The organism is Micromonospora andamanensis (assembly GCF_016863495.1).
Classification (GTDB): Bacteria; Actinomycetota; Actinomycetes; order Mycobacteriales; family Micromonosporaceae; genus Micromonospora; species Micromonospora andamanensis.
Genome location: NZ_BOOZ01000055.1, coordinates 19,652 through 41,847, shown reverse-complemented (window position 1 = coordinate 41,847; position 22,196 = coordinate 19,652). Strand labels below are relative to the sequence as shown.

Below are 22,196 nucleotides of genomic sequence, written 5' to 3'. Positions count from 1 at the left end.
AAGCCCGAGGATCTGGCCAGCCCCGACTGGCTCGGCACCTCCGCAGCCAAGGGCAGGCTCGCTGACAATCTCGTCAGCGCGGCGCAGTTCCTCAAAGATCAGCAGAAGATCGACGCTGTGCCGGACCTGGCGACCGTGCAGGCAGCGATCTACACCGAAGGACTACCCGATGCCCTCGGCTGAATCCGGTGACACCGCGGCGATCACCGTCACCGACGTCGAGCACAGGTACGGCGATGTCGTCGCCCTCGGCCCCATCGATTTGACGGTGCCGCCGGGCGAGTTCCTCGTCCTGGTCGGCGCGTCCGGGTGCGGCAAGAGCACACTGCTGCGGCTGATCGCCGGCTTCGAGCGGCCCACCACCGGCACGGTCCTGACCGGCGGCGTACCACCGATCCCGGGGCGCGGCGCCGGCCTGGTTTTTCAGCAGCCCCGGCTCTTTCCGTGGAGAACCGTCGGCGGCAACATCGAGTTGGCCCTGCGGTACGCCGGGCAGCCCACCGACGGCATCGACGCGCTCCTCAACCGGGTCGGGCTGCACGACGTGGCAAAGCGCCGCACCTGGCAGATCTCCGGCGGCCAGCAGCAGCGAGTCTCCATCGCTCGGGCCCTCGCCGCCGACCGCCCACTGCTGCTGCTCGATGAACCGTTCGCGGCGCTCGACGCGCTCACCCGCGAGCGCCTCCAGGAAGACCTTCGCTCGGTCAGCACCGCGACCGGGCGCACCTCGATCTTCGTTACACACAGTGTGGACGAGGCAGTCTTTCTCGGCAGCCGGGTCGTGGTGCTCAGCCCTCGTCCCGGCCGGATCGTCCTGGACCTGCCCGTCCACCTACCTCGCACCGGCATCACCCCGGACGATCTGCGAGGCCTGCCCGATTACGCCGCCCTGCGTGCCGAGATCGGACACGCCGTCCGAAGCGAAGGAGCATCCGCGTGACCATGGTCCATACCCAGCTCGACCTCGAACCGCTGGGACCACACTTTGGTGCTCTGGTCCACGGTCTGGATCTGGCCATCGCCACCGACGAGGAGGTCGTGGCGCTGCGCGCAGCGCTCGTCGACCGCAAGGTGCTCTTCCTGCGCGGTCAGCGCCTCGACGACGATGGTCAGGTGCGTCTGGGACGCCGGATCGGAGAACTGACCGCATCCCACCCCGTGGTCGGCGGCGTCGATGACGCACACCCCGAGATCTACGCCCTCGACAGCACGGACAACGGCTTCGCCGACGTCTGGCACACCGACGTCACCTTCATGAAGCGACCACCACTCGGCTCGATCCTGCGCGCCGTCATCCTTCCGCCGACCGGCGGAGACACCAACTGGGCCGACGCGCAACTGGCGTACGAGTCGCTCAGCGCACCGGTACGGCAGCTTGTAGATCAACTCACGGCGGTACACGACGGCACCCGCGAGTTCGGTTACTACCTGGCCCAGCGCGGGGGCAACGTGTGGGAGGGCCAACAGGTGTCCCGGCTGGACCCGGTCGAGCACCCGGTCGTCCGGGTCCATCCCGAGACCGGTCGTCGAGGAGTCTTCGTGAACCCGGGCTTCACCTCGCACATTGTCGGCGTGTCCGAGGTCGAGAGCCGGGCCATCCTGGACCTGCTCTACGCCCACCTCACCAAGCCGGAGCACATCGTGCGACACCGCTGGTGTGCAGGGGACGTAGCGCTCTGGGACAACCGCAGCACCGCCCACTACGCCAACCGCGACTACGGATCCGCCCGGCGGGTCATGCACCGCATCACCCTGCGCGGCGACATTCCCTACGGCCCGGAGGACCAGGAACGTCACCCGTGCCATTCCTTGGCCAGCAGCTCGTAGGAGTTGACCCGGTCAGCGTGTGAGTGGGTGATGGTGGTGATGAGCAGTTCGTCGGCAGAGGTGACGTCGCGCAGCGTCCGCAGGTGGCGCGCGACGGTGCTGGGCGAGCCGGCGAACTGGGTGTCAACCCGATCCGCCACGAGGTCCGCATCCTCCTGGGTCCAGGTGTGCGCTGCGGCCTGCTCGGGGCTGGGGAACGGGATCGCCCCACGTCCTCGGCGGATGCTGCGTACCCACAGGCCGTAGGGCGTGGCGAGGTGGCGGGCGGTGGCGTCATCGGGTGCGACGACAACGTCGGCGGAGACGATGACATACGGCTCGGTCAGCGTCGCCGAGGGCCGGAACGCCGCCCGGTACGCCTGCACCGCGTCGAGCACGGTGGCCGGGCTGACGTGGTAGTTGGCGGCGAACGGCAGCCCGAGCGTGCCGGCGAGTTGGGCGCTCTCACCCCCGCTGCTGCCCAGCAACCACACCTGTACGTCGGCATCCTCACCGGGTGTTGCGTGCGCGTCGAGGCCGTCAGCGTCGCGGTAGTCGCCGCGCAGCAGGGCGAGCAGGTCTCCGACCTGCTCGGCGAAGGCCGGCGGCTGGGCACCCGGTTGCTGCAGCAGCGCCGAGTGCAGCGCGGCACGCGGTGAGGTCAGGATCTTCGCGAACGAGAACGGGGGCGGGATGAGTAGTCCGTCGACCACCCGCGACTCGGCAGCGGTGGGCGGGGCGTCGGCGGCGAGCTCCCGGACCGCCTCGGCCCGCCGCTGACCGGAACGGCCGAGACCGAGATCGATCCGGCCCGGGTACAGGGCGTCGAGGGTGCCGAACTGCTCCACCAAGGCCAGCGCGGTCTGATGGCCGAGTTGTACGGCTCCCGAGCCTACCCGGATGTGGTGGGTGGCGGCGGCGACCTGCCCGATCAGCACCGCCGGGGCGGCGCTGGCCACTCCCGGGGCGAAGTGGTGTTCGGCGAGCCAGTACCGACGGTAGCCGAACTGCTCGGCGCGGCGGGCGAGGTCGATGGTGTTGCGCAGGGCCTCGCCCACGGTGCCGCCTGCGGGCACCGGGGACAGGTCGAGCACGGACAGTGGAGTCGATGGCATGGTGTTCCCCGATTCAGCTCAGGCGCTGGTGGCGGACGACGCGGTGCAGGGGGCGGCTGGGGATCGCTCGACGCAGCGCGGGAGCGATCTCGGTCTGGAACAGTTCGAGGGTCTGCCGGTGCTGCTTGTCGGTGAGGCCGTCGGAATCGGCCTGCAGATGGATCACCTCGTGGCCGAACCGTTCGTGGTACCGCAGCACCTTCTCGATGATCTGAGGCGGGCTGCCGACCAGGATCGAGCTGCGTTCGATGGCGTCCTCAAGGCTCTCGAAGACCGGCCGTACGCCGACCTTCCGGAACGCCGCGACCCGCGCGTCGAAGATCGGCCGATAGGTCTCGACCGCCTCCTGTGAGGTTCGCGCCGCGTAGAAGCCGGCGGTGCCGGCGCCCACCAGGGCATCGGCCGGGTCGTGACCGTAGTGCACCCACCGCTCACGGTAGTAACGGATCAGCTCCGCGTACGGCTCGATGGGGTTTGTGACGTTGGCGGAAAAGATCGGGTCGCCGTAGCGTGCTGCCAGGTCCACGGACTCGCGACTGGTGGCACTACCGTGCCAGACGCGGATGGGCTGTTGCAGGGGCCGGGGCCAGGTCTCGGCGTCCACCAGCGGCGGCCGGAACCGGCCGGACCAGGTGACTTTCTCCTCCCGCCACAGCCGCCGGAACAGCTCGTAGCCTTCCCGATTGCGCGCCCACTGGTCTTCCGCGGTGACGTGGAACAACTGAGCCTGGGCGGCACCGTTGCCCTTACCGATGATCAGGTCCAGTCGGCCACCGGACAGGTGGTCCAGGGTGGCGTAATCCTCGTAGGCCCGCACCGGGTCCAGCAGGCTGAGTGTGGTGACCGCGGTGAACAGCCGGATGGTGGACGTGCGCGCGGCGATGTGGCTGAGCACCACCGGCGGCGACGAGGAGATGAAGGGCCGTTCGTGGCGCTCACCGACGCCGTACCCGTCGAAGCCCAACTCCTCGGCGAGTACCGCGTTGTCGACGACCTGGCGGAACCGTTCGGTGGTGCTTCTGCGCCGCCCGGTGACCGGGTCGGGCAGGTGGGTGATGAGGGTGATGAGGAGGACCTTCATGCCGACGCCACAGTGGGTGAGACCGGACGAGCAGCACCCAGACCGAGGTGCTCGCGCAGGGTGGTGCCGGTGTAGCGGGTGCGGAAGACACGCTTTTCCTGCAGCAGCGGCACTACCTGGTCGACGAACTCGTCAAGACCGCCCGGGGTCAGGTGGGGCACCAGGATGAACCCGTCTGCCGCATCGGACTGCACGAAGTGGTTCATGCGCTCGGCGACCTGCTGCGGGGTGCCGACGAAGGACTGCCGGCCAGCGACCTCGATGATCAGATCACGGATGCCGAGGCCCTTCTCCTCGGCGAGGGTACGCCACTGGCGCGCGGTGGCGACCGGGTCGGCGTGCATCCCAGCGCGGCCACGACTGATCGCTTCGCCGGAGACGTCCGGATCGATTGTCGGCAACGGCCCGTCCGGGTCGTGTCCGGACAGGTCGCGGTTCCACAGTTGCTCAAGCAGCAGCAGGGCCGTCTGCGGGCTGAACTGTTGACGGCGGATGTGGTGGGCCTTCTCCTGGGCTTCGGCGTCGGTGTCGCCGAGGACGACAGTCACCCCGGGAATGATCTTCAGGTCATCCGGTTGGCGGCCGTGGCGGTCCAGCCGGGACTTGACGTCGCGGTAGAACTCCTGCCCGGCCTCCAGCGTACCGTGGCGGGAGAAGATCGCGTCGGCGCTGGCGGCGGCGAACTCCCGCCCGTCGGGCGAGTCGCCCGCCTGCAGGATCACCGGGTGTAGCTGCGGGCTTCTCGGCACCGTGAAATGGCCCGCGATGTCGAACTGGTCGCCGTGGTGACCGAAGGTCCCCGGGTCGGCCGCGCTGAGGTAACGACCACTGGCGCGATCACCGACCACGGCATCGGCCGGCCAGGACTCCCACAGCTGGCGGGTGGCGCTGACAAACTCCGCCGCACGCTCGTAGCGCAGGGATCGGTCCAGGAAGCCACCACGGCGGAAGTTCTCCCCGGTGAAGGCGTCGGAGGTGGTGACCACGTTCCAGGCGGCCCGCCCGCCGGAAAGGTGATCCAGGGTGGCGAGTTGGCGGGCCAACTCGTACGGCTCCCGGAAGGTCGCATTGAGGGTGCCGGCGAGGCCGAGGTGTGTGGTGACGGCGGCCAGGGCGGCCAGCACGGTCAGCGTGTCAGGACGGCCCACCACGTCCAGGTCGTGGATGCGGCCACGCTGCTCGCGCAGCCTCAGTCCTTCGGCGAGGAAGAAGAAGTCGAACAGACCGCGCTCGGCGGTACGGGCAAGGTGGACGAAGGAGGCGAAGTCGATCTGGCTGCCGGAGTCGGGATCGCTCCACACAGTCGTGTTGTTCACGCCGGGAAAGTGGGCGGCGAGGATGATCTGTTTGGGCACGGCGAACTCCAGTAATCAGGCGGTTGACTCGGCGGCGTACCGGTTGGCCGGGCGGGGCAGGCCGAGCAGGTCGCGCAGCGTCCCACCCGGGTAGCCGGCGCGAAACAGGTTCCGGTCGCGCAGGGCCGGGACCAGCGCCCGGGTGATCGCCGTGAGATCGTCGGGGAGCACGGCGGGACGCAGCCGGAACCCGGCCAGGCCGCTGCGCTGCCACTCCTGGATGAGGTCGGCGAGCTGTCCGGGGGTGCCGGTGAACGTGGTCGCGTCGGAGTGCAGGTCAGTGCTGGCCAGGTTGTTGAGGCGGGCCCGACGCCCGCGCGCCAGGGCTGGTGTCTCGTCGAGCAGGACCAGCAGGTCGGCGAGGATGCGCAGCGGCGGCCCGGTGCGGCCGACGACCTCCTCGGCGGCCCGGATCTCGGCAACGATGGCGGCGGCGTGGCCGGCGTCGGCGGGGGTGACGAAGACGACGTCGGCGTGCCGGGCGGCGAAGGCGTACGGCACCGATGAATGGGCGAGGGCGGCCACCACCGGCTGGCCCTGTGGTGGGCGGGGCACGATGGACGGCCCCTTCACGGAGAACCACCTGCCGGTGAAGTTGATGTAGTGCAGCCGATCCCGGTCGACGAAGCGACCGGTGGCGACATCCCGAATCTCGGCATCGTCCTGCCAGCTGTCCCAGAGCCGCCGGACGACCTCTACGGCGTCGCCCGCTTCGGCGAACAGGTCGCCGATGAGACGTACCGTCTCCGGGTCGTCGAGCCTGGTCGGATCCAGGATGGGCAGGTCGCGGCGGCCGAAGTGGCGCGCCTCGGATCGGCGCGCGGAGACGCGAGGTCGCCAGCCGGCCCTCCCGCCGCTGACATGGTCGAGGGTGGCCACCGCGGTGGAGACGTGGAACGGTTCGGTGTGCGTGACGCTTGTGGTCGGTAGCAGTCCGATGTGCCGGGTCAGGGGGGCGATCCGGGCGGCGACGAGCAGTGCGTCCAACCGTCCGCGTACCTGGTCGGTGTGCCCGTCTGGTCCGTCGGCCGCGCCTGATTGCAGGTCGAGGCTGTCTTCGAGGGTGACCATGTCGAGCGCAGCGCGTTCGGCTTCGCCGGCCAGGGTGGCCCACCAACGGGGGGACAGCGGCGCGGTGGGGTCGGCGGGTGAGATACGCCAGGCAGCCGGGTGCCAGCCGAGGCCGTCGAGGGCCACGGCCAGGTGGAGAGTGGAGTCGGACATCGGTGCTTCCTCCTACGGTCGGCCGTCGGTGACGAGGTCTGGCAGCGCGTCGAGCAGCGATCGGGTGTAGTCGTGGCGCGGGTAGGTGAAGACGTCTCCGACCGGGCCGTCTTCGACAATCTCGCCGTCCTTCATGACGAGGACCCGGTCGGCGAGGTGGTGCACGACGCCCAGGTCGTGGGAGATGAACAGCAGCGCGGTGCCGTCGGCGGCGCGCAGGTCAGCCAGCAGGTCGAGGACCTGCGCCTGGACGGAGACGTCGAGGGCGGAGACCGGTTCGTCGCAGACGATCAAGGTGGGTCGGGGGGCGACAGCGCGGGCGATGGCGACGCGTTGGCGCTGGCCGCCGGAGAGCGACCGGGGGTGCCGGTCGCGCAGGTGCGGTTCGAGGCCGACGCGGCGCAGCAGTGCCGTAACGTCGTCGACGCGTGCGGCGCGGGTGAGTCCAGGGTCCAGGTTCTCGGCGATCAGCTGCCCGACGGTGTAGCGGGGGTCGAAGGAGCTCATCGGATCCTGCGAGATCACCTGGAGCCGGCGTCGTAGTGGACGGCGGCGTCGTTCCACCGCGGCGGACCATGGGGTGCGTTCGAATGTGACGTCGCCGGCGTCGGGGGGCAGGAGACCGGCGACGATCCGGGCGAGGGTGCTCTTGCCGGAGCCGGACTCCCCCACCAGGCCGAGCGTCTCGCCGCGGGCGATGGTGAACGAGACGTTCCGGACGACTGTGTGTTCCCCGTACCGCTTGGTCAGGCCGGCCACGCTGAGCACCGGGTCTCCGGCTCGGACCGGTTGGCGGGCCGGCAGTGTCGCTTGGACCCGCACCACAACGGTGCGGCCGGGACCGCGACGGGCGGGTGTGCTCAGCCGGCGTCCGCGTGAGGAGGCCGACGGCACCGCGTCGAGGAGCTGCCGGGTGTACGGGTGGTTCGGGGCGCGCAGCAGCCGGTCAGCCGGTCCCTGTTCGACGACCTGACCGTCGCGCATGACCAGGATCCGGTCGGCGATCTGGCCGACGACGGCAAGGTCGTGGCTGACCAGCAGGAGGCTCTGCCCAGCGGCCCGGCGTTCGGCGAGCAGGCTCAGGATCTGTGCCTGCACGGTGACGTCCAGAGCGGTGGTGGGCTCGTCGGCGATCAGCAGGGCCGGTTCCCCGGCGATGGCCGAGGCGATCAGGGCGCGCTGGCGCAGGCCGCCGGAGAGCTGGTGGGGGTACTGGCGGGACCGACGTTCCGGTTCCGGCACATGGACCTGGTCCAGCAGGTGGATGGTGCGGCCGGCCCGTTCCCAACGGTTGACGATGTCATGGGTGGCGAGCACCTCGGCGATCTCCGCGCCCACCGTGCGCAGCGGGTCCAGGGAAACCAACGCGTCCTGGAGTACGAGGCCGGCGAGACGGCCCCTGATGCGCCGCCAGTCGCGGGGGCGGTGACCTCGTACGTCCTGGCCGGCCAGTTCGAGGCGGGTGGCCTTGACGCGGGCGCCTGGGCCGGGGAGCCCCACGAGGGTACGGACGGTGACGCTCTTGCCCGAGCCGGACTCACCGACGATCGCGACGAATTCACCACGTTCGACAGTGAGGTCCACACCCCGTACGGCCCGCACCTCGCCGCCCTTCGTGGCGAAGGTGACGTGCAGGTTCTTGACGGCGACCAGTTGGCTCATCGGCTCTGCCGTCCGTCGAACCGGGCCTGCCAATGCCGACCGAGGACTGTCAGCGCCACCACGGTGAGGGTGATCGCGACACCCGGTGGGATGGTGATCCACCAGCCCACCTGTAGGTAGTTACGGCCCTCGGAGAGCATCGCGCCCCACTCGGGAGAGGGTGGTTGCGGACCCATGCCGAGAAAGCTCAGACCGGAGGCGGCGAGAACCGCCTCGCCGAGTCCGATCACGGCCAGCACCGGGATCGGGCCGAGGACGTTGGGTAGGACATGGCGGGCGACGAGCCGGGTCGGGGACAGGCCGAAGGTCACGGCCTGCTCGACATATCCGGCGCGGCGCACGAGCAGCGTCTGCGCCCGGACCACCCGAGCGTGGTGGGGCAGGGTCGCGATGCCGATGGCGACGATGAGGCTTGTGGTGCCCGGACCGACGACGGCGATGAGCAGCAACGCCAGCAGCAGCATCGGGAACGCGGACAACGCGTCGAAGGAGCGGCTGAGTCCTTCGTCGGCGATCCGGTGCGCGAGTCCGGCGAGCAGGCCGAGCAGCACTCCTGCGGTGACCGCCATGGCGGTGGCGGCGACGCCGATGGTGAGCGAGTGCCCGGCGCCGTGCACCACCCGGGTCCACACGTCGCGGCCGAGGTGGTCGGTGCCGAGCCAGTGCGCCGCACCGGGTGGGGCGAGCACCGTGAGCGGATCGGCGGCGAGGGGGTCGCCGGGGGCGAGCAGGCTCGGGCGGACCACGGCCACGAGCAGCAGAAGCAGAAACCCACCGGCGACCAGCGGGCCTGGGCGCGGCCGCCGCCGACGCACGACCGGATGGAGAGATTCACCGTCCAGGGCTGTGGTGGACTCGGCGGGCACGCCGGCCAGCGTCACGGTCATCGTCAGCTCCTTCGTAGGCGCGGGTCGACGAGCAGGTATGCGAGGTCGGCGGCGGTGTTGACCACCACGTAGACCGCGGCGGAGAGGGTCACCACGGCAAGGACGACGGGCATGTCCTTGCCGGTCACCGCGGCGAGGGTGACCTGGCCGAGTCCGGGACGGCCGAAGACCTGCTCGACGATGACGGCCCCGCCGAGCAGGGTCCCGAACAGCCAGCCGGCGAGTGTGATCGTCGGCAGCAGCGCGTGGCGCAGGGCGTGACGCAGCAACACCGCGCTCTCCCGCGTTCCCCGGGAGCGGGCGGTCAGGACGAACGGTTCGTCCAGCGCCCGGTCGAGCGCGTCACGCAGGATCTGGGCGAGCAGGCCCGCGATGGGCAGGGCGAGGGTGACGGCGGGGAGCACCAGGGCGGCGACGCCCTGATCGCCGGCCACCGGGAAGAGGCCCAGCCGGAACGAGAAGACGGTGAGCAGCACGATGCCGATGAGGAATGTCGGGGTGGAGACCAGCACCAGCTCGAGCCCGGAGCTGGCGCGCCGCAACCAGGGCCGACGATGGCCGGCGGTCGCGGTGGCGAGGGCGATGGCGAGCAGCACGCCGAGCCCGGCAGCGGTCACCGCGAGGGTGAGGGTGGCGGTGAGCTGCTCGCCGATCACCTCCGCCACGGGACGTTGCAGCAGGTAGGAGCGGCCCAGGTCGCCTTCGGCGAGGCGGCGCAGGTAGTCGAGGTACTGGACGGCCGCCGGCCGGTCCAGGGCCCACTCGGTGATGATCTCTGCCCGGATCTGCGGGGTGTCGGCGCCGTCGCCGACGATGGCGTCAACGGTGTCGCCGGGCGCGGCCAGCAGCGCCAGATAGGCGGCGCTGGTCGCGGCCCAGAGGACGACGAGTCCGGTGCCGAGCCGACGGGTCACGGCGCGCAGGCGGGGCTGGCGCATGTCAGTTGCCGATCCACAGGTCGTAGGCGCTTGCGGGTACGCCGGCGGTGGGTTCGAACCGGACGCCGCCGACTGTGGTGCTGGCGGCGATCTGGTCGGCCGGCGCGTAGAGGGGCAGCAGCAGGGCCTGGTCGACGACGACGCGTTGTTGCAGGTCGGCGTAGATCGAGGCGCGCCCGGCGGGGTCGGCGGTGGCCTGGCCGGTGTCGAGAAGCTGATCGATGCGGGGATCGTTGACCCTGGTCCGGTTGATGCCGCCCTGGCTGTGTAGGAGTAGGTTCAGCGCGGCCCCCGCGTCCGTGTCGGCGCGGGAGTTGTCGAACACCTCGTACTGGTTGGTGTCGAAGGCCTCCTGGGCGGTGCCCTGGTCGACGAGGGATATCTTGAGGTCGATGCCGGCGCTCTGCTTGACAGCGGCCTGGATGGCCTGGGCCAGCACGTCGCGGCGGTCTCTGACGAACGGGGCGGCCTGTACCAGCCGAACCGTCAGCCGCCTGCCGTCCTTGACCCGGTAACCGTCCGCGTCGCGCCGGGTCCAGCCGGCCTGGTCCAGCAGGGCGTTGGCGGTGGTCGCGTTGCCGCCGTAGCTGCCGTCGAGGCGCTTGTCGTACAGCGGACTGGACGGGCTGATGACGCTCCAGGCGCGGACGGCGGTGTCGCGGTAGACCGCCTTGAGCACGGTGTCGACGTCGACGGCTTCCCGGAATGCCCGGCGTACCCGCAGGTCGTCGAAGGGTGTCCGGGAGGTGTTGAAGTAGTACGAGTAGGCAGATCCGGAGTTGAGCTGCCGGATCAGGCGCAGCCTCGGGTTGGCCGTGATCAGCTGTTGGTCGGTGGCAGGCACACCTTCGATGAGCTGGACCTGGCCGGAGGTGAGGGCGCCGATCCGGACGGCGGACTCCTTGAGGAACCGGTAGGTGATGCCGTCCAGGTACGCGGGGCCGGTGTGGGTGGCGCTGGGCGGCGCCCAGTCGTAGCCGGGGTTGCGCTTGTAGTGCAGTTCCTGGCCGGGCACGTAACGGTCCAGGACGAACGGGCCGGTGCCGGCGAGGTCGACGCCGCCGGCCTTGAGGTTCTTCGCCTCGCGCAGCGATTTCGGGGACACCTGCGCGCCCTGCGGAGAGGCGAGGAAGTCGAGGATGAGCACGTCCGGGTTGGTGAGGGTGAGCCGTACCGTGCGCGCGTCCACCACCTCGACGGTGTCGAGGTTGCGTAGCTGCACGGCGGCGACGGCCGGCGCGTACCCGGGTTCCCGGAGCTTGTCGATGTTGGCCTTGACGGCCGTGGCGTCGAACGGGGTGCCGTCGGAGAACGTGACCTTGTCCCGGAGGGTGACGGTGTAGGAGCGACCGTCCGGCGTCGTTTGCCAGCCGGTGGCCAACCAGGGCACCAGCTTGCCCTGTTGGTCGTAGCTGAGCAGCGACTCGAAAGTGTTCCAGACCAGCAGGCGGGCCTTGGCCTGGGCGTACAGATGCGGGTTGAGGGTGATCGGCTCGGTTTCGATGGCCCAGGTGAGGGTGCCGCCGGAGCGGGGTTGGCTGGCGGCGTCGGAAGCCGGGGCGGCGTCCGTCGAGCAGCCGGTGACCCCGGCGAGCAGAGCGACGAGGGCGACGGCGGTCAGGGTACGAAGGTGGGGCGCGGGCATGCGGAAGTCTCCTGTCCAGGCAGGCGGAAGCGGGTACGACGAGGCCCCACGCGTCGGTGGCGCGGGTCACGGTGCGGTGCGGGCGGTCGGCTCGACGGTGAGCCCCACCTCGGTGGGCCGGTGCGGCGCAGCGGGTGTGGGTGCCGGTCAGCGCAGACAGGAGCTGGACCACACTCGACCGAAGTCGATGTGGCCGCGGGAGGTCAACCGCAGCTCACTGGACATGAGTCGAGTTCACTGCTCGGCGACGGGGATGTCAACGGAAGCGCCGGTGGATGTCGTCTTTCGCACCCCGGGCCGCCGATCCGTTGACCAAATACCTATTAGACCTATAGGCTTTATGGGCTTGTGGCAGGCGGGCGGCTCATGATCCCCACGCTTGAGCCGCCCCGCCTTTCACACTTTCGAACCGCAGTCAGTCCACGTCGAGCAGTACCTTGCCGGCCACCCGGCGACCGAGCAGCGCCGCTGCGGCCTCGTCGAGGCGCCGCCAGGAGCCACGCCAGCCCACCGGCGCCCGGAGCGCACCCTTACGCACGAGGTCCATCAGGTGAGCCAGATCCTCGCCCGGCGAGGTGACATCGCCGAAGGACCGCAGGGACCGCGCAGCCCCGAAGGCGAAGGTGGAGTTCACCGGAAAGGTGGCGGGCTCACCGGAGGCCCACCCGATGCTGTGCAACACGCCGCCCGGAGACAACAGCCGCCAGGCGGCCGGCAGGACGACTCCACCCACCGTCTCAACGACCACGTCGACCTCATCGTCGATGGCGTCGATGCCGACCACGACCTCGTTCGCGCCGAGCGACGCCAGACCGGCAGCCCGACTGGCGGACCCGACCACCGCGATCACCTCAGCACCCACACCGCGGGCCAACTGCACGGCAATACGACCCACTCCCCCGGACGCTCCGGTCACCAGCACTCGCCGCCCGTGAAGTGGGCCGGTGGAGCGCAGCGCGCGCAGGGCGGTCACCCCGACGGTCGGCAACACAGCCAACTCGGCGACGTCCATACCGGATGGGATCTCGGCAACGGCGTCGACATCGACGGCCACCCGGTTGGCCCAGGCCCCGGCGCCCAGGGCGACCACCCACGCGCCGACGCGCGGACCAGCGCCCGTCTCGGCGGCGCGTAGCACCCGCCCGACGGCGTCATGGCCGAGCACTGCGCCCGACGGAAACGCTCTGGCGTAACGAACCTCGCCGTGATTGACCGACACATGCTCGACGTCGATCAGGACCTGATCGGGGCCGGCGACAGGCTCGGGCACCTCGTCCGGCCGATATCCCGGGTCGGCGTCAGGGGTGGCGATGATCGCGCGCATGAACTCCTCCAGGCTATCCGGACCGACAGTCCGCTTAACTTCGGATACTATCCGGACTGACGGTCCGTTTTAAAGGGGAGCCATGACCGAACGTGCCGACGCCGCCCGCAATCGGCAAGCGCTTCTGCGCGCCGCCGACGCGCTGCTTAACGACCACGCGCCGGGGCACGTCTCACTCGACCAGGTCGCCGCCGCGGCAGGCGTCGGCAAGGGAACGGTCTTTCGCCGCTTCGGCAGCCGCACGGGGTTGTTCCGGGAACTGCTCGCCGAACGGGCGGCACGCCTCGGCGCGGCCATGGACAGTGGACCACCACCGCTGGGCCCCGGGGCGCCACCCGGGCAGCGACTCCTCGCCTTCGTCGACGAGCTGGCCCTCCTGGCGGCGGAGAACATCCGCCTGATCGCCGCCCACGAGCGCGCCTGCGCCGCCGACCCGTACAGCGACCCGACCTACCAGAGGTGGCACCGGCACCTGCACGCACTCATCGGCGAACTGCGCCCGGACGGCGACGCCGACTTCCTGGCCCACGCCCTCCTCGGCGGATACGACGGCGAACTGGTCCGGCGAATGATCACCGCCGGTGGTGTGGCGCGGCTACGACTCGCCGTGAGGGATCTGGCCCTGCGGGTCGCGGGCGTCGACCATGTCGCCTGAGCCGCCAGCGCTCTGTCCTGATCGCGGGAGAGTTGTCCGCGACCACGGCGCGACTGGTCAGGCCGCACGGCAGGTAGGTGGTTCGACATGTTCGGCCAGGCCCGCGTACCGGCCTCGGTGGTAGAGCAGCGGTGAGCCGGCACCGTGCCGCAGCAATTCCGGCTCGGCGAGGACGATGGCGTGGTCTCCGACGGCCACCCGGTCGACAACGCGGCACAGCAGCCAGGCGAGAGTGCCCTCGATCAGTGGCACCCCCTCGGGGCCGACCCGCCAGCGGGTCGGCGCGGCGAAGCGGTCGACCCCGCTGGTCGCAAACGTCCGGGCCACCTCCTGCTGGTGGCGGCCGAGCAGGTGCACCCCCACGTACCGGCTGCGGGAGACGGTGGGCCAGCTCGACGACCGCAGGTTCAGGCAGAACGAGACGATCGGTGGCTCCAGTGACACCGAGGTGAACGACGTGGCGGTGAAACCGACCGCCGGAGCGCCGGGCGCGGTGACCACGGTGACGGTGCTGGCCTGATGGCGCAGCAACGTCCGCAGAGCCGCCACATCGGCGTCAACCGGTTCCGGGCTGTCGGCGGGCTGGTTCATGGCGTTCCTCCGCGGGGGCAGCTGAGCGCAGGCTACGACCGGGAGGTCGCGAGCCGCTCGTACGGGATCTTCTCGCCGGCCTCGACAGCCACCGGCAGCCGGTTCTCGGCAGGCGGTAGCGGACAGGTCGCGAAGTCGGTGTAGGCGCAGGGCAGATTGCTGGCCCGGTTGAAGTCGAGCGTCACCTCACCTCGGTCGCCGGGCGCGTCCACGGTGAGGCAGCGGACCGCCGGGTAGGTGGTCACTCCGGCGGTGGTGTCGGTGAACAGGACCGACAGCCCGCCCGGCGTCGCGCCGGTGAACGCGGTCAGGCTCAGCGGAAGCCCGTCGACCTCGAAGTCAATCCGGCCTGTCGCGTCGTAGATATGCTCAAGACCTTCGACGGCGGCGGCCACCGTGGTGGCTCGGGGCACGTCGAAAGGCACGTACCGGCCGGCGAGGACCCACCTGAGGGTGGGCGGGTACGCCGGAGTGCCCCGGTACGCGGTACGGAGCGAGTGGTCGGGCCAGCGGGGCCGGAGGATTTCATGCCCGCCACGGTGAGCGACCTCCACCACGCCGCCGTCGACGCCGACGACGACCGAGGCCCGTTCCGCGATCGGTTCGAAGGCGTGCCGGCCGGTCACCCGCCGACCGTCGACAATGATCTCCTCGCCTGGGACGAGCACGACAACCACACCACCGTCGTCGTCGACATGCCACGCTCCGGGGGCATCCCGGAATCGCTGAGGTGCCGGGCCGAGCCAATGCAGTCCGGTCACCGCGAGGAAGCCGTGCGGATCCGCAAGCGTCGCCTCGTGGCGGCGGTGCCAGTCCTGCCACTCCCGCACGAACGAATCGGTGTCGACGGTCATCGGGCGCTCCTTGGGCTAGCTGGCGAGGTGGACCGGTACGGGCACCGTCAGCTGGGCACACCGCCGTGAGTGTGGCCGGGTGCGCGACGGTTCACTGCTCATGACCGACCCGACTCATCGATTTTCCTATCTACTCGACAGGAGATCAAGGCTTCATTGAGGGTCATGAGTGCCCGGCATCGGGGTGCCGACGCCGGGCACCCACGGGCACGACACATCGCCGGTCAGGCGACACATCGGCGCACAATGGCGACTTCTTCGGCGCGGCACACGCTGCCGCCGATGGCCACCCCACGGCCAGTCGAGCGGGCGACACGATCACAAAGAACGCCTGCTGTCGGGGGCGGTGCCGCGACGGGGGACGGCATCGTCGACCTCAACAGGCGCAGGTGCACACCCGGAGGAAGTCGACGAAGCGACGCCGGATGAGGCGCGTGCTCCGGTTCATGTGGCGACAGTAGAGGCCAGGGCGGCATCCGGTCAGCACCACCGTGGCCCGTATCACATATATTTCCCATCGGTCAGGAGCCCTTTGGCCCTCTCGAATCCTGCGTGGAACCCCCGGGGTGACACATGCCCGGCACCCGTGTCCCGACATGCGGACCCCCGTGGTGGCGCAGCACCCACCCGGGGCGGCCGTCGGCGCAGCTCACCCACCACAGCCGGGAACCCCCCGGTGGCGGAACCCGTCACATCTTCCGTCTATTTCTATCTTCTTAGTAGGTTCTGGAAGCAGTTACCGCACGGCCGAGGAGGGGCGTTTGAACGCCGCGCAGTCACCGCCGGGCCCCGTCCTGCTCGACGTGCGTCGACGCCGGGCGGATCAGGCCAGACAGGTCGCCGATGTCCTACGTCACCAGGCACTCACCGGCTCATTCGGCAACACCGCGCTGCCCCGGGAGGAACAACTCTGCCGGGAGTTCGCCGTCTCGCGGAACACCGTCCGCGAGGCGCTCGCCCTGCTGGTCGCCGAAGGGCTTGTGGAGCGGGTCCCGGGCATCGGCACCACAGTGGTGACCGGCAAGTATCCCCACGGGCTGCACCGGCTCATGGGTCTGGCCGAGACCCTGCACGAGCATGGCGAGATCCGCAACGAGGTACGTGCGGTCGCCGTCATCCAGGCACCGTCCGCGGTCGCCCATCGGCTCCGGCTGCCCGAGGGAGACCAGGTCGTCTACATCGAGCGTGTCCGGCATCTCGCCGGCGCTCCCCTGTCGCTGGATCTGACCTACCTGCCCCGGGACATCGGCGAGCCGCTGCTGGTCGCCGACCTGAACCACCGCGACATCTTCGGCCTCATCGAGCAGCTCACCGGAGAACCGCTGGGCACCGCCGACCTCTCGTTCGAAGCGGTGAACGCCGACCCGCACACAGCCGCCCTGCTCGACGTCGCCGACCGGGCTGCGCTGCTGATGGTCGAACGCCTGACTCACCTCGCCGACGGTCGTCCGGTCGACCTGGAGTGGATCCGGTTCCGCGGCGACCGCATCACCATGCACGGCCCGATCCGTCGCGCCCCAACCATTCCACCCGAGGAGTAGGCCATGCCGCTGGTCCCGCAACGCCTCGATGTTCCGGTGACGATCGACGCCAGCCGGTGCATCGACGGCTGCACATTGTGCGTCGACATCTGCCCGCTGGACTCACTGGCCATCGATCCCGCCACCAACAAGGCGTACATGCACGTCGACGAGTGCTGGTACTGCGGACCCTGTGCCGCACGCTGTCCCACCTCCGCGGTGACCGTCAACATGCCGTACCTGCTCAGGTGACGGACCCATCGCCGTAATCACCGCCCGGGAGGTAGAACCATGCAGGTTCCGTCTGTTACCGACCGCCTGGAACTGAGCTGTGACGTGCTCGTCGTGGGCGGCGGCACGGCCGGCACGATGGCCGCGATCTCCGCTGCCGAAGCCGGCGCACGGGTCCTGGTCCTGGAGAAGGCTCACGTACGCCACTCCGGGGCGCTCGCCATGGGCATGGACGGGGTCAACAACGCGGTGATCCCTGGCAGCGCCACACCCGAGGAGTACGTCGCCGAGATCACCCGCGCCAACGACGGCATCGTCAACCAGCGCACCATCTACCAGACCGCCAGTCGCGGCCACGACATGATCCGCCGGCTGGAACGCTACGGCGTGAAGTTCGAGAAGGACGCCCACGGCCAGTACGCGGTCCGCCAGGTGCACCGTTCCGGCAGCTACGTACTGCCCATGCCCGAGGGCCGGGACATCAAGAAGGTCCTCTACCGGGTGCTGCGGGAACGCTCCATGCGGCAGCGGGTGCGCATCGAGAACCGGGTCATGCCGGTGCGGGTGCTCACCGACGCGGGCCGCGCTGTCGGAGTAGCCGGCCTGCACACCCGCACTGGCGAATTCGTCACCGTGACCGCCGGCGCGGTGGTCCTGGCCACCGGAGCGTGTGGCCGCCTGGGACTGCCGGCGAGCGGCTACCTCTACGGCACCTACGAGAACCCGACAAACGCCGGTGACGGCTACGCCATGGCCTACCACGCCGGCGCCGAGCTGTCCGGCATTGAATGCTTCCAGATCAACCCTCTGATCAAGGACTACAACGGACCCGCCTGCGCATACGTGGCGAACCCCTTCGGCGGCTACCAGGTCAACAACCGTGGCGAACGGTTCGTCGACTGTGACTACTGGTCCGGGCAGATGATGGCCGAGGTCGCCCGTGAGATCGCCTCCGCACGTGGCCCCATCTACCTGAAGCTCACCCACCTGCCCGAGGAGACCATCTCCGCGCTCGAAGGCATCCTGCACAGCACCGAACGTCCCACCCGGGGCACCTTCCACGCCGGCCGCGGCCACGACTACCGCAGCCACGACGTCGAGATGCACATTTCCGAGATCGGACTATGCGGCGGGCATTCTGCCTCCGGCGTATGGGTGGACGAGCACGGCGCCACCACCGTCCCGGGTCTCTACGCCGCCGGCGATCTCGCCTGCGTGCCACACAATTACATGATCGGCGCATTCGTCTTCGGTGATCTGGCCGGAACCCATGCCGCCGGCTCGTTCGTCACGCCGGCCAGCCTCCCGGCCGATCAGGTCGCCGAGGCCCACGCGCTTGTCTACCGTCCCCTCGCCAACCCCGACGGGCTACCGCAGCCGCAGGTCGAGTACAAGTTGCGCCGGATGGTCAACGACTACCTGGCCCCGCCGAAGACCGCGGCCAAGCTCGACATCGCCGTCGAGACCTTCGACCGGATGCGCGCCGAGATCGCCGCGTTGGGTGCGCGGACGCCGCACGAGCTGATGCGCTGCGTAGAGGTGACCTTCATTCGTGACTGTGCCGAGATGGCGGCCCGTGCCTCGCTCGTCCGGACGGAGAGCAGATGGGGTCTCTACCACGACCGGGCCGACCTGCCACACCGCAACGACGACGACTGGTTCTGCCACCTCAACCTCAGCCGGGACGCACAGGGCACCATGCGATTCCGCAAGCGGCAGGTCGCGCCGTACCTGGTGCCGGTTGAAGGGTTCACCCCACCGGCCGCCGGCGTCGAGGAGGTCATCGCGGTTCAGCCGGACCGGCCAGGACGCTCCGACCAGCACACGGTTGCCCACGGCGAGCCGGCTCCCGTACCCACCTCCGACGGCGCGGTGCTGGCCGTGCTCCGCCTCGCCGAGCAGCAGCCCAGCCTTGAAGTGCTGGAGCCGTACCTACGCGACCCGGACGCCGACGTACGGCGCACCGCGTTGCTGACCCTCACCGAGTCCGCACCCGAGGGCACCGCGCCGGCACTCGTTGCCGCGCTCGCCGACGACGATCCCGCGGTACGCGCCGCCGCCGTTGCCGGCCTGCGGGAACTCGCCGACATCCTGCCCGCCGACATCGGGCAGTCGCTGCGCGCGTACACCGCCAGCCCGGACGTCACCGTCCGTACTCTCGTCGTGGAACTGCTGCGGGTCACCGGGGCTGGCCAGCGCGCCGACTTCACCGCCGCACTTGTCGACCAGGCTGCTGGCGTACGCACTCATGCCGTTCGTGGCCTGGTCCGCCACCGCGACACCGCGAGCCTCGCATCCGCCGTCACGGATCCGTCCCGGGAGGTACGCATCGCCGTCGCACACGCCCTTGGCGACCTCGCAGATTCGGCCGCGATCCCCGCCGTGGTGCGGCTGGCCGCCGACCCGGAGGTGCTCGTACGGGCGGCGGCGCTACGCGCGGCGGCCACGCTGCGCTGCCCCGAGCCGCTGACCGCCATGGCGGTCGCCGGCCTCACGGACCCGACGTGGCAGGTGCGCGAGGGTGCGGCACTCGGCCTCGCCGGGGCACCCGCCTCGGTCGCCGTGCCGCCGCTGCTCGACGCGGCGCATGACGGCAACCTCGACGTCCGGCGGGCCGCGGTGCGGGTCCTCGGTAACTGGACGGCCCGACCCGAGGTCGCCGCGCTGCTCCGGGCCGCCGCCGACGGGGACACCGACGCCGACGTCCGCGCCTACGCACGCCGAGCCCTGACCGCACCGGCACCAGGCGCACCCGGCTGAGATCCGGACTCGCGGGCAGGCCGCCGCTGGTGGCCGGAAACCACAAGCGGCGTGCGGTTCGTCATCCGCGCAGCAGCGGCAGAAGCTGGTCACCCTGGCGTTTGATCTCCGGCAGGTAGGGCGTGTCGGAGAGCACGAAGTGGGAGATGCCCAGCCCTTGGTACTTGCGCAGCGACGCCGCCACGTCCTCGGCCGAGCCCACCAGCCAGGTGCTGCCCGCACCGCCGCCGCCGAACCTGCCGGGCGTGGTGTAGAGGTTGCTGTCGAGCACCTCGCCCCGGGCGGCGAGGGCGAGCAGCCGCTGCTGGCCCACGGCAGCCCGCCAGCGCGGAGAGCCGTGGATGTTCCCCACCCGGTCGGCGAGCTGCGCGACCTTCGCCTCAGCGTCGGCCCATGCCTGTTCGGTGGTGTCCCGCACCAGCGTGGTGATCCGTAGCCCGAACTCCAGCGGGGCGTGCTCGCGCCCGAGGCTGTCACTGAGTTGCGTGAGCCGCTCGATCCGCTCGGCGACTCCGTCGAGCGGCTCACCCCAGAAGAGCTGGACGTCGGCCTCGGTGGCGGCGACCTTCTCGGCGGCGGGCGAGGCACCGCCGAAGTAGATCCGCGGGTGCTTGCGGTTTCCGCGGACGACCGGTCGGGGCAACACGGTGGAGTCCGCGACGCTGAAGTGCCGGCCCTGGTAGGTGACGTTCTCCTGGGTCCACAGCTTGCGCACGAGCTGAATGAACTCCTTGGTACGGGCGTAACGGTCGGCCTGGTCGCCGTCGCTGTCGCCGTACGCTGCCAGGTTGTCCTTGCCCGACACGATGTTGATCAGCACTCGTCCACCGCTGAGCTGGTCGAGCGTCGCCGCAGCGGAAGCGAAGTTCGCCGGGCGCCAGTAGCCGGGACGGATCGCGATCAGTGGTTGAAAGGTCGTGGTCCGGGCGGCCAAAGCGGTGGCGACCGTGAGGGTATCGGGCCGCCCCCAACCGGTCCCGATGAGCGCGCCGCCCCACCCGTGGTCTTCAACCGCCTGCGCCTGCTTGGTGAGGGTGTCGAGGCTGTTGTGGTTGTCGACGATGTCGTCGCCGCGGTGCCCCGGCTCGACCTGGTTCGGGATGTACCAGAGGAACTCGACGCTCATCAGCGGATCTCCTTGCCCTGTCGACGGTCGCTGTGGGGCTTGTGTCGAAGGCCGTCACCGGCCTGCGCGCGCGGACGACGACCGGCGGTTCGGGGATTGGTCCGGCTGCGACAGCGCGCCGGACCAATCCCCGTGGTGCTGGCCGCCCGCCCGGGCGTCGACACCGCCCTAGCGGAACAGCAGTGATGCGTTGCGGACGGCGTGCGCGGCGACGTCACGGCCGAGTTCGACGCCGGCCTCGTCCGCGGTTCGCGTGTGAATCCCCGACCAGACGCGGGCGTCGACGTTCTCCAACGTGGGACGCCGCCAGTCGCGGTAGGTCCGGGTGGCGCCGGGTTGGCTGGGGCTGCCGATCGTGTACGGCTCCCGCGCTCGCGGCCCGACCAGGGCGGTGAGCACCTGCTCGGCGGCACCGGAGTAGGTGTTGTGTCCGCTCGGGTAGTCCGGGTGCGCGGGCGTCGTGTGCAGTGGCGTCCAGTCCGGGTCGGCGCCGGCCCGGATGGCGGTGACAGGTCGCCAGCGTAGATAGGCGTACTTGGCATCGGAGGTCGCGAGCTGGGTGTCGACGAGCGCCACGTGGAAGACGGCTACGAGGCTTGCCCGCCAGGCGACGGGCCGGGTGGACTGCGCGAGTGCGGCGCGGAGGATCCCCGTGTAGAGAGTCAGGGACGACCCGAGCCAGAAGGTGGCCGTGTCGGTCTGTTGCGGTGTACGTACCACGCTGTCGGCGGCACCGTACGCGCGGACCTCGGCAAGATCCGTGCGGTAACGCTCCGAGTCCAGCGCGGGCGGTGGAGCAGGCCGGTAGCGGTCGACCCGGTCGAGCAGGAACGGCGTGGCGAAGCGGTTTCCGGCCTGCTGGGCGGCTCCGAAGCTCGGTGGGGTGGGTTGCCAGATTCCGGGTGCCGGTTCGGGCGCTGGGTACGCCGGGTTGACCGAGGCGGGGTCGAGACCGTCACCGGCCCGCTGGGTGAGCAATGACCGCGCTTGCGCCTGGCCGGCGGCGATGCCTCGCTCCTCGGCGCGTCCGTCGGGGATCCGGCTCAACGTGGCCTGTAGGGCCGCGTCGAGGGTTGGGGCGGCCTCAGGTATCAGACTGCTCAGCGCGGTGTGGATCGCGGACGCGAGCGCGGCGTCCTGGTAGTGGTGTGCGGTGCCGATGGGCACGGTGCGTACGGCGCGGGCGGCGGCGAGCCAGCCGATCGCCCACGCCCGGCTGTTCGTGACCTGCGGACGGGTACCGGTTGCGACGGCGACCGCAGTGACGTCGTACCACTCCAGAACGGTGTCGACCTTCTTGGTGGCGGCGGCAGCCGGTGCGGCGGCGGGTAGACCGGTGACAAGCACGGCGGCTGCGATACCGGCCACAGCACGGCGCCAGGCGCCTCCCGCCAGAAATGTCATGACTCTTTCACTGCTTCG

19 protein-coding genes and 1 pseudogene are annotated in these 22,196 nt (G+C 70.3%); 7 read left to right on the top strand and 13 right to left on the bottom strand.

Features of this window, described 5'->3' with window-relative positions; all coding sequences use genetic code 11:
* The 3 genes and pseudogenes from Van01_RS28845 to Van01_RS28835 form a co-directional block, all read left to right on the top strand.
* A pseudogene (locus Van01_RS28845) lies at positions 1–183 on the top strand (glycine/betaine ABC transporter substrate-binding protein); the annotation flags it as partial.
* The gene (locus tag Van01_RS28840) at positions 170–940 is read left to right on the top strand and encodes an ABC transporter ATP-binding protein (protein ID WP_204014224.1); all 771 of its coding nucleotides are present in this window, start codon (positions 170–172) and stop codon (positions 938–940) included. The pseudogene Van01_RS28845 and the gene Van01_RS28840, both read left to right, overlap by 14 nt.
* 2 nt (positions 941–942) lie before the next feature.
* Positions 943–1,827 carry a TauD/TfdA dioxygenase family protein gene (locus Van01_RS28835; protein ID WP_204014233.1) on the top strand — a complete coding sequence of 295 codons (885 nt, stop codon included), beginning with the start codon at positions 943–945 and terminating at the stop codon, positions 1,825–1,827.
* On the opposite strand, the gene Van01_RS28830 is transcribed toward Van01_RS28835, so the two are convergent.
* From Van01_RS28830 to Van01_RS28790, 9 genes are all read right to left on the bottom strand, one after another.
* Positions 1,794–2,921: an LLM class flavin-dependent oxidoreductase gene (locus tag Van01_RS28830; protein WP_204014221.1), complete on the bottom strand. Its 1,128-nt coding sequence runs from the start codon at positions 2,919–2,921 to the stop codon at positions 1,794–1,796. The genes Van01_RS28835 and Van01_RS28830 overlap by 34 nt on opposite strands.
* Before the next feature lie 13 nt (positions 2,922–2,934).
* Positions 2,935–4,002 carry an LLM class flavin-dependent oxidoreductase gene (locus Van01_RS28825; protein ID WP_204014218.1) on the bottom strand — a complete coding sequence of 356 codons (1,068 nt, stop codon included), beginning with the start codon at positions 4,000–4,002 and terminating at the stop codon, positions 2,935–2,937.
* The gene (locus tag Van01_RS28820) at positions 3,999–5,357 is read right to left on the bottom strand and encodes an NtaA/DmoA family FMN-dependent monooxygenase (protein WP_204014213.1); all 1,359 of its coding nucleotides are present in this window, start codon (positions 5,355–5,357) and stop codon (positions 3,999–4,001) included. Before Van01_RS28820 ends, Van01_RS28825 begins: the two co-directional genes overlap by 4 nt.
* Positions 5,358–5,372: 15 nt before the next feature.
* Positions 5,373–6,581, bottom strand: a complete 1,209-nt coding sequence (locus tag Van01_RS28815) for an LLM class flavin-dependent oxidoreductase (protein ID WP_204014210.1) — start codon at positions 6,579–6,581, stop codon at positions 5,373–5,375.
* A gap of 12 nt (positions 6,582–6,593) precedes the next feature.
* Positions 6,594–8,243, bottom strand: coding sequence for a dipeptide ABC transporter ATP-binding protein (locus Van01_RS28810; RefSeq protein WP_204014207.1), 1,650 nt, complete (start codon positions 8,241–8,243; stop codon positions 6,594–6,596).
* Complete coding sequence (locus Van01_RS28805; RefSeq protein WP_204014203.1) at positions 8,240–9,130, bottom strand: ABC transporter permease; 891 nt, start codon at positions 9,128–9,130, stop codon at positions 8,240–8,242. Before Van01_RS28805 ends, Van01_RS28810 begins: the two co-directional genes overlap by 4 nt.
* 2 nt (positions 9,131–9,132) lie before the next feature.
* Positions 9,133–10,068 (bottom strand): ABC transporter permease, encoded by a 936-nt coding sequence (locus Van01_RS28800; RefSeq protein WP_204014200.1) that lies wholly within the window; start codon positions 10,066–10,068, stop codon positions 9,133–9,135.
* A gap of 1 nt (position 10,069) precedes the next feature.
* Positions 10,070–11,713, bottom strand: coding sequence for an ABC transporter substrate-binding protein (locus Van01_RS28795; protein ID WP_204014198.1), 1,644 nt, complete (start codon positions 11,711–11,713; stop codon positions 10,070–10,072).
* A 415-nt stretch (positions 11,714–12,128) separates the two neighbouring features.
* On the bottom strand, positions 12,129–13,037 hold the full coding sequence (locus Van01_RS28790) for a zinc-binding dehydrogenase (protein WP_204014196.1): 909 nt from the start codon (positions 13,035–13,037) through the stop codon (positions 12,129–12,131).
* 82 nt (positions 13,038–13,119) lie between these two features.
* Here Van01_RS28790 and Van01_RS28785 point away from each other — a divergent pair, with 82 nt between their 5' ends.
* Entirely contained in the window at positions 13,120–13,692 is a 573-nt protein-coding gene (locus tag Van01_RS28785) for a TetR/AcrR family transcriptional regulator (RefSeq protein ID WP_204014194.1), read from the top strand.
* A 57-nt stretch (positions 13,693–13,749) separates the two neighbouring features.
* Here Van01_RS28785 and Van01_RS28780 read toward each other — a convergent pair whose 3' ends face one another.
* A complete protein-coding gene (locus Van01_RS28780; RefSeq protein ID WP_204014192.1) occupies positions 13,750–14,283 on the bottom strand; it encodes a flavin reductase family protein in 534 nt (177 codons plus the stop codon).
* 32 nt (positions 14,284–14,315) lie between these two features.
* Entirely contained in the window at positions 14,316–15,137 is an 822-nt protein-coding gene (locus Van01_RS28775; RefSeq protein ID WP_204014190.1) for a DUF1684 domain-containing protein, read from the bottom strand.
* A 761-nt stretch (positions 15,138–15,898) separates the two neighbouring features.
* Between Van01_RS28775 and Van01_RS28770 the strand changes: the two genes are divergently transcribed.
* Genes Van01_RS28770 through Van01_RS28760 form a run of 3 tightly spaced genes read left to right on the top strand, consistent with a single transcriptional unit; the run spans position 15,899 to position 19,648 of the window.
* A complete protein-coding gene (locus Van01_RS28770) occupies positions 15,899–16,678 on the top strand; it encodes a GntR family transcriptional regulator (protein ID WP_239093673.1) in 780 nt (259 codons plus the stop codon).
* A 3-nt stretch (positions 16,679–16,681) separates the two neighbouring features.
* Positions 16,682–16,909 (top strand): 4Fe-4S dicluster domain-containing protein, encoded by a 228-nt coding sequence (locus Van01_RS28765; RefSeq protein ID WP_204014186.1) that lies wholly within the window; start codon positions 16,682–16,684, stop codon positions 16,907–16,909.
* Positions 16,910–16,948: 39 nt separating this feature from the next.
* Positions 16,949–19,648, top strand: a complete 2,700-nt coding sequence (locus Van01_RS28760; RefSeq protein ID WP_204014183.1) for a fumarate reductase/succinate dehydrogenase flavoprotein subunit — start codon at positions 16,949–16,951, stop codon at positions 19,646–19,648.
* A gap of 61 nt (positions 19,649–19,709) precedes the next feature.
* On the opposite strand, the gene Van01_RS28755 is transcribed toward Van01_RS28760, so the two are convergent.
* Positions 19,710–20,774 carry an LLM class flavin-dependent oxidoreductase gene (locus Van01_RS28755; RefSeq protein WP_204014181.1) on the bottom strand — a complete coding sequence of 355 codons (1,065 nt, stop codon included), beginning with the start codon at positions 20,772–20,774 and terminating at the stop codon, positions 19,710–19,712.
* Positions 20,775–20,942: 168 nt separating this feature from the next.
* Positions 20,943–22,178 carry a vanadium-dependent haloperoxidase gene (locus tag Van01_RS28750; RefSeq protein WP_204014179.1) on the bottom strand — a complete coding sequence of 412 codons (1,236 nt, stop codon included), beginning with the start codon at positions 22,176–22,178 and terminating at the stop codon, positions 20,943–20,945.
* Positions 22,179–22,196: the final 18 nt, after the last annotated feature.

Bases quoted from the DNA above. Each gene is read 5' to 3' on its own strand.
- Van01_RS28840 (WP_204014224.1), top strand. From the start codon at position 170: ATGCCCTCGGCTGAATCCGGTGACACCGCGGCGATCACCGTCACCGAC.
- Van01_RS28835 (WP_204014233.1), top strand. From the start codon at position 943: ATGGTCCATACCCAGCTCGACCTCGAACCGCTGGGACCACACTTTGGT.
- Van01_RS28830 (WP_204014221.1), bottom strand. From the start codon at position 2,921: ATGCCATCGACTCCACTGTCCGTGCTCGACCTGTCCCCGGTGCCCGCA.
- Van01_RS28825 (WP_204014218.1), bottom strand. From the start codon at position 4,002: ATGAAGGTCCTCCTCATCACCCTCATCACCCACCTGCCCGACCCGGTC.
- Van01_RS28815 (WP_204014210.1), bottom strand. From the start codon at position 6,581: ATGTCCGACTCCACTCTCCACCTGGCCGTGGCCCTCGACGGCCTCGGC.
- Van01_RS28810 (WP_204014207.1), bottom strand. From the start codon at position 8,243: ATGAGCCAACTGGTCGCCGTCAAGAACCTGCACGTCACCTTCGCCACG.
- Van01_RS28805 (WP_204014203.1), bottom strand. From the start codon at position 9,130: ATGACCGTGACGCTGGCCGGCGTGCCCGCCGAGTCCACCACAGCCCTG.
- Van01_RS28800 (WP_204014200.1), bottom strand. From the start codon at position 10,068: ATGCGCCAGCCCCGCCTGCGCGCCGTGACCCGTCGGCTCGGCACCGGA.
- Van01_RS28795 (WP_204014198.1), bottom strand. From the start codon at position 11,713: ATGCCCGCGCCCCACCTTCGTACCCTGACCGCCGTCGCCCTCGTCGCT.
- Van01_RS28790 (WP_204014196.1), bottom strand. From the start codon at position 13,037: ATGCGCGCGATCATCGCCACCCCTGACGCCGACCCGGGATATCGGCCG.
- Van01_RS28785 (WP_204014194.1), top strand. From the start codon at position 13,120: ATGACCGAACGTGCCGACGCCGCCCGCAATCGGCAAGCGCTTCTGCGC.
- Van01_RS28780 (WP_204014192.1), bottom strand. From the start codon at position 14,283: ATGAACCAGCCCGCCGACAGCCCGGAACCGGTTGACGCCGATGTGGCG.
- Van01_RS28775 (WP_204014190.1), bottom strand. From the start codon at position 15,137: ATGACCGTCGACACCGATTCGTTCGTGCGGGAGTGGCAGGACTGGCAC.
- Van01_RS28765 (WP_204014186.1), top strand. From the start codon at position 16,682: ATGCCGCTGGTCCCGCAACGCCTCGATGTTCCGGTGACGATCGACGCC.
- Van01_RS28760 (WP_204014183.1), top strand. From the start codon at position 16,949: ATGCAGGTTCCGTCTGTTACCGACCGCCTGGAACTGAGCTGTGACGTG.
- Van01_RS28755 (WP_204014181.1), bottom strand. From the start codon at position 20,774: ATGAGCGTCGAGTTCCTCTGGTACATCCCGAACCAGGTCGAGCCGGGG.
- Van01_RS28750 (WP_204014179.1), bottom strand. From the start codon at position 22,178: ATGACATTTCTGGCGGGAGGCGCCTGGCGCCGTGCTGTGGCCGGTATC.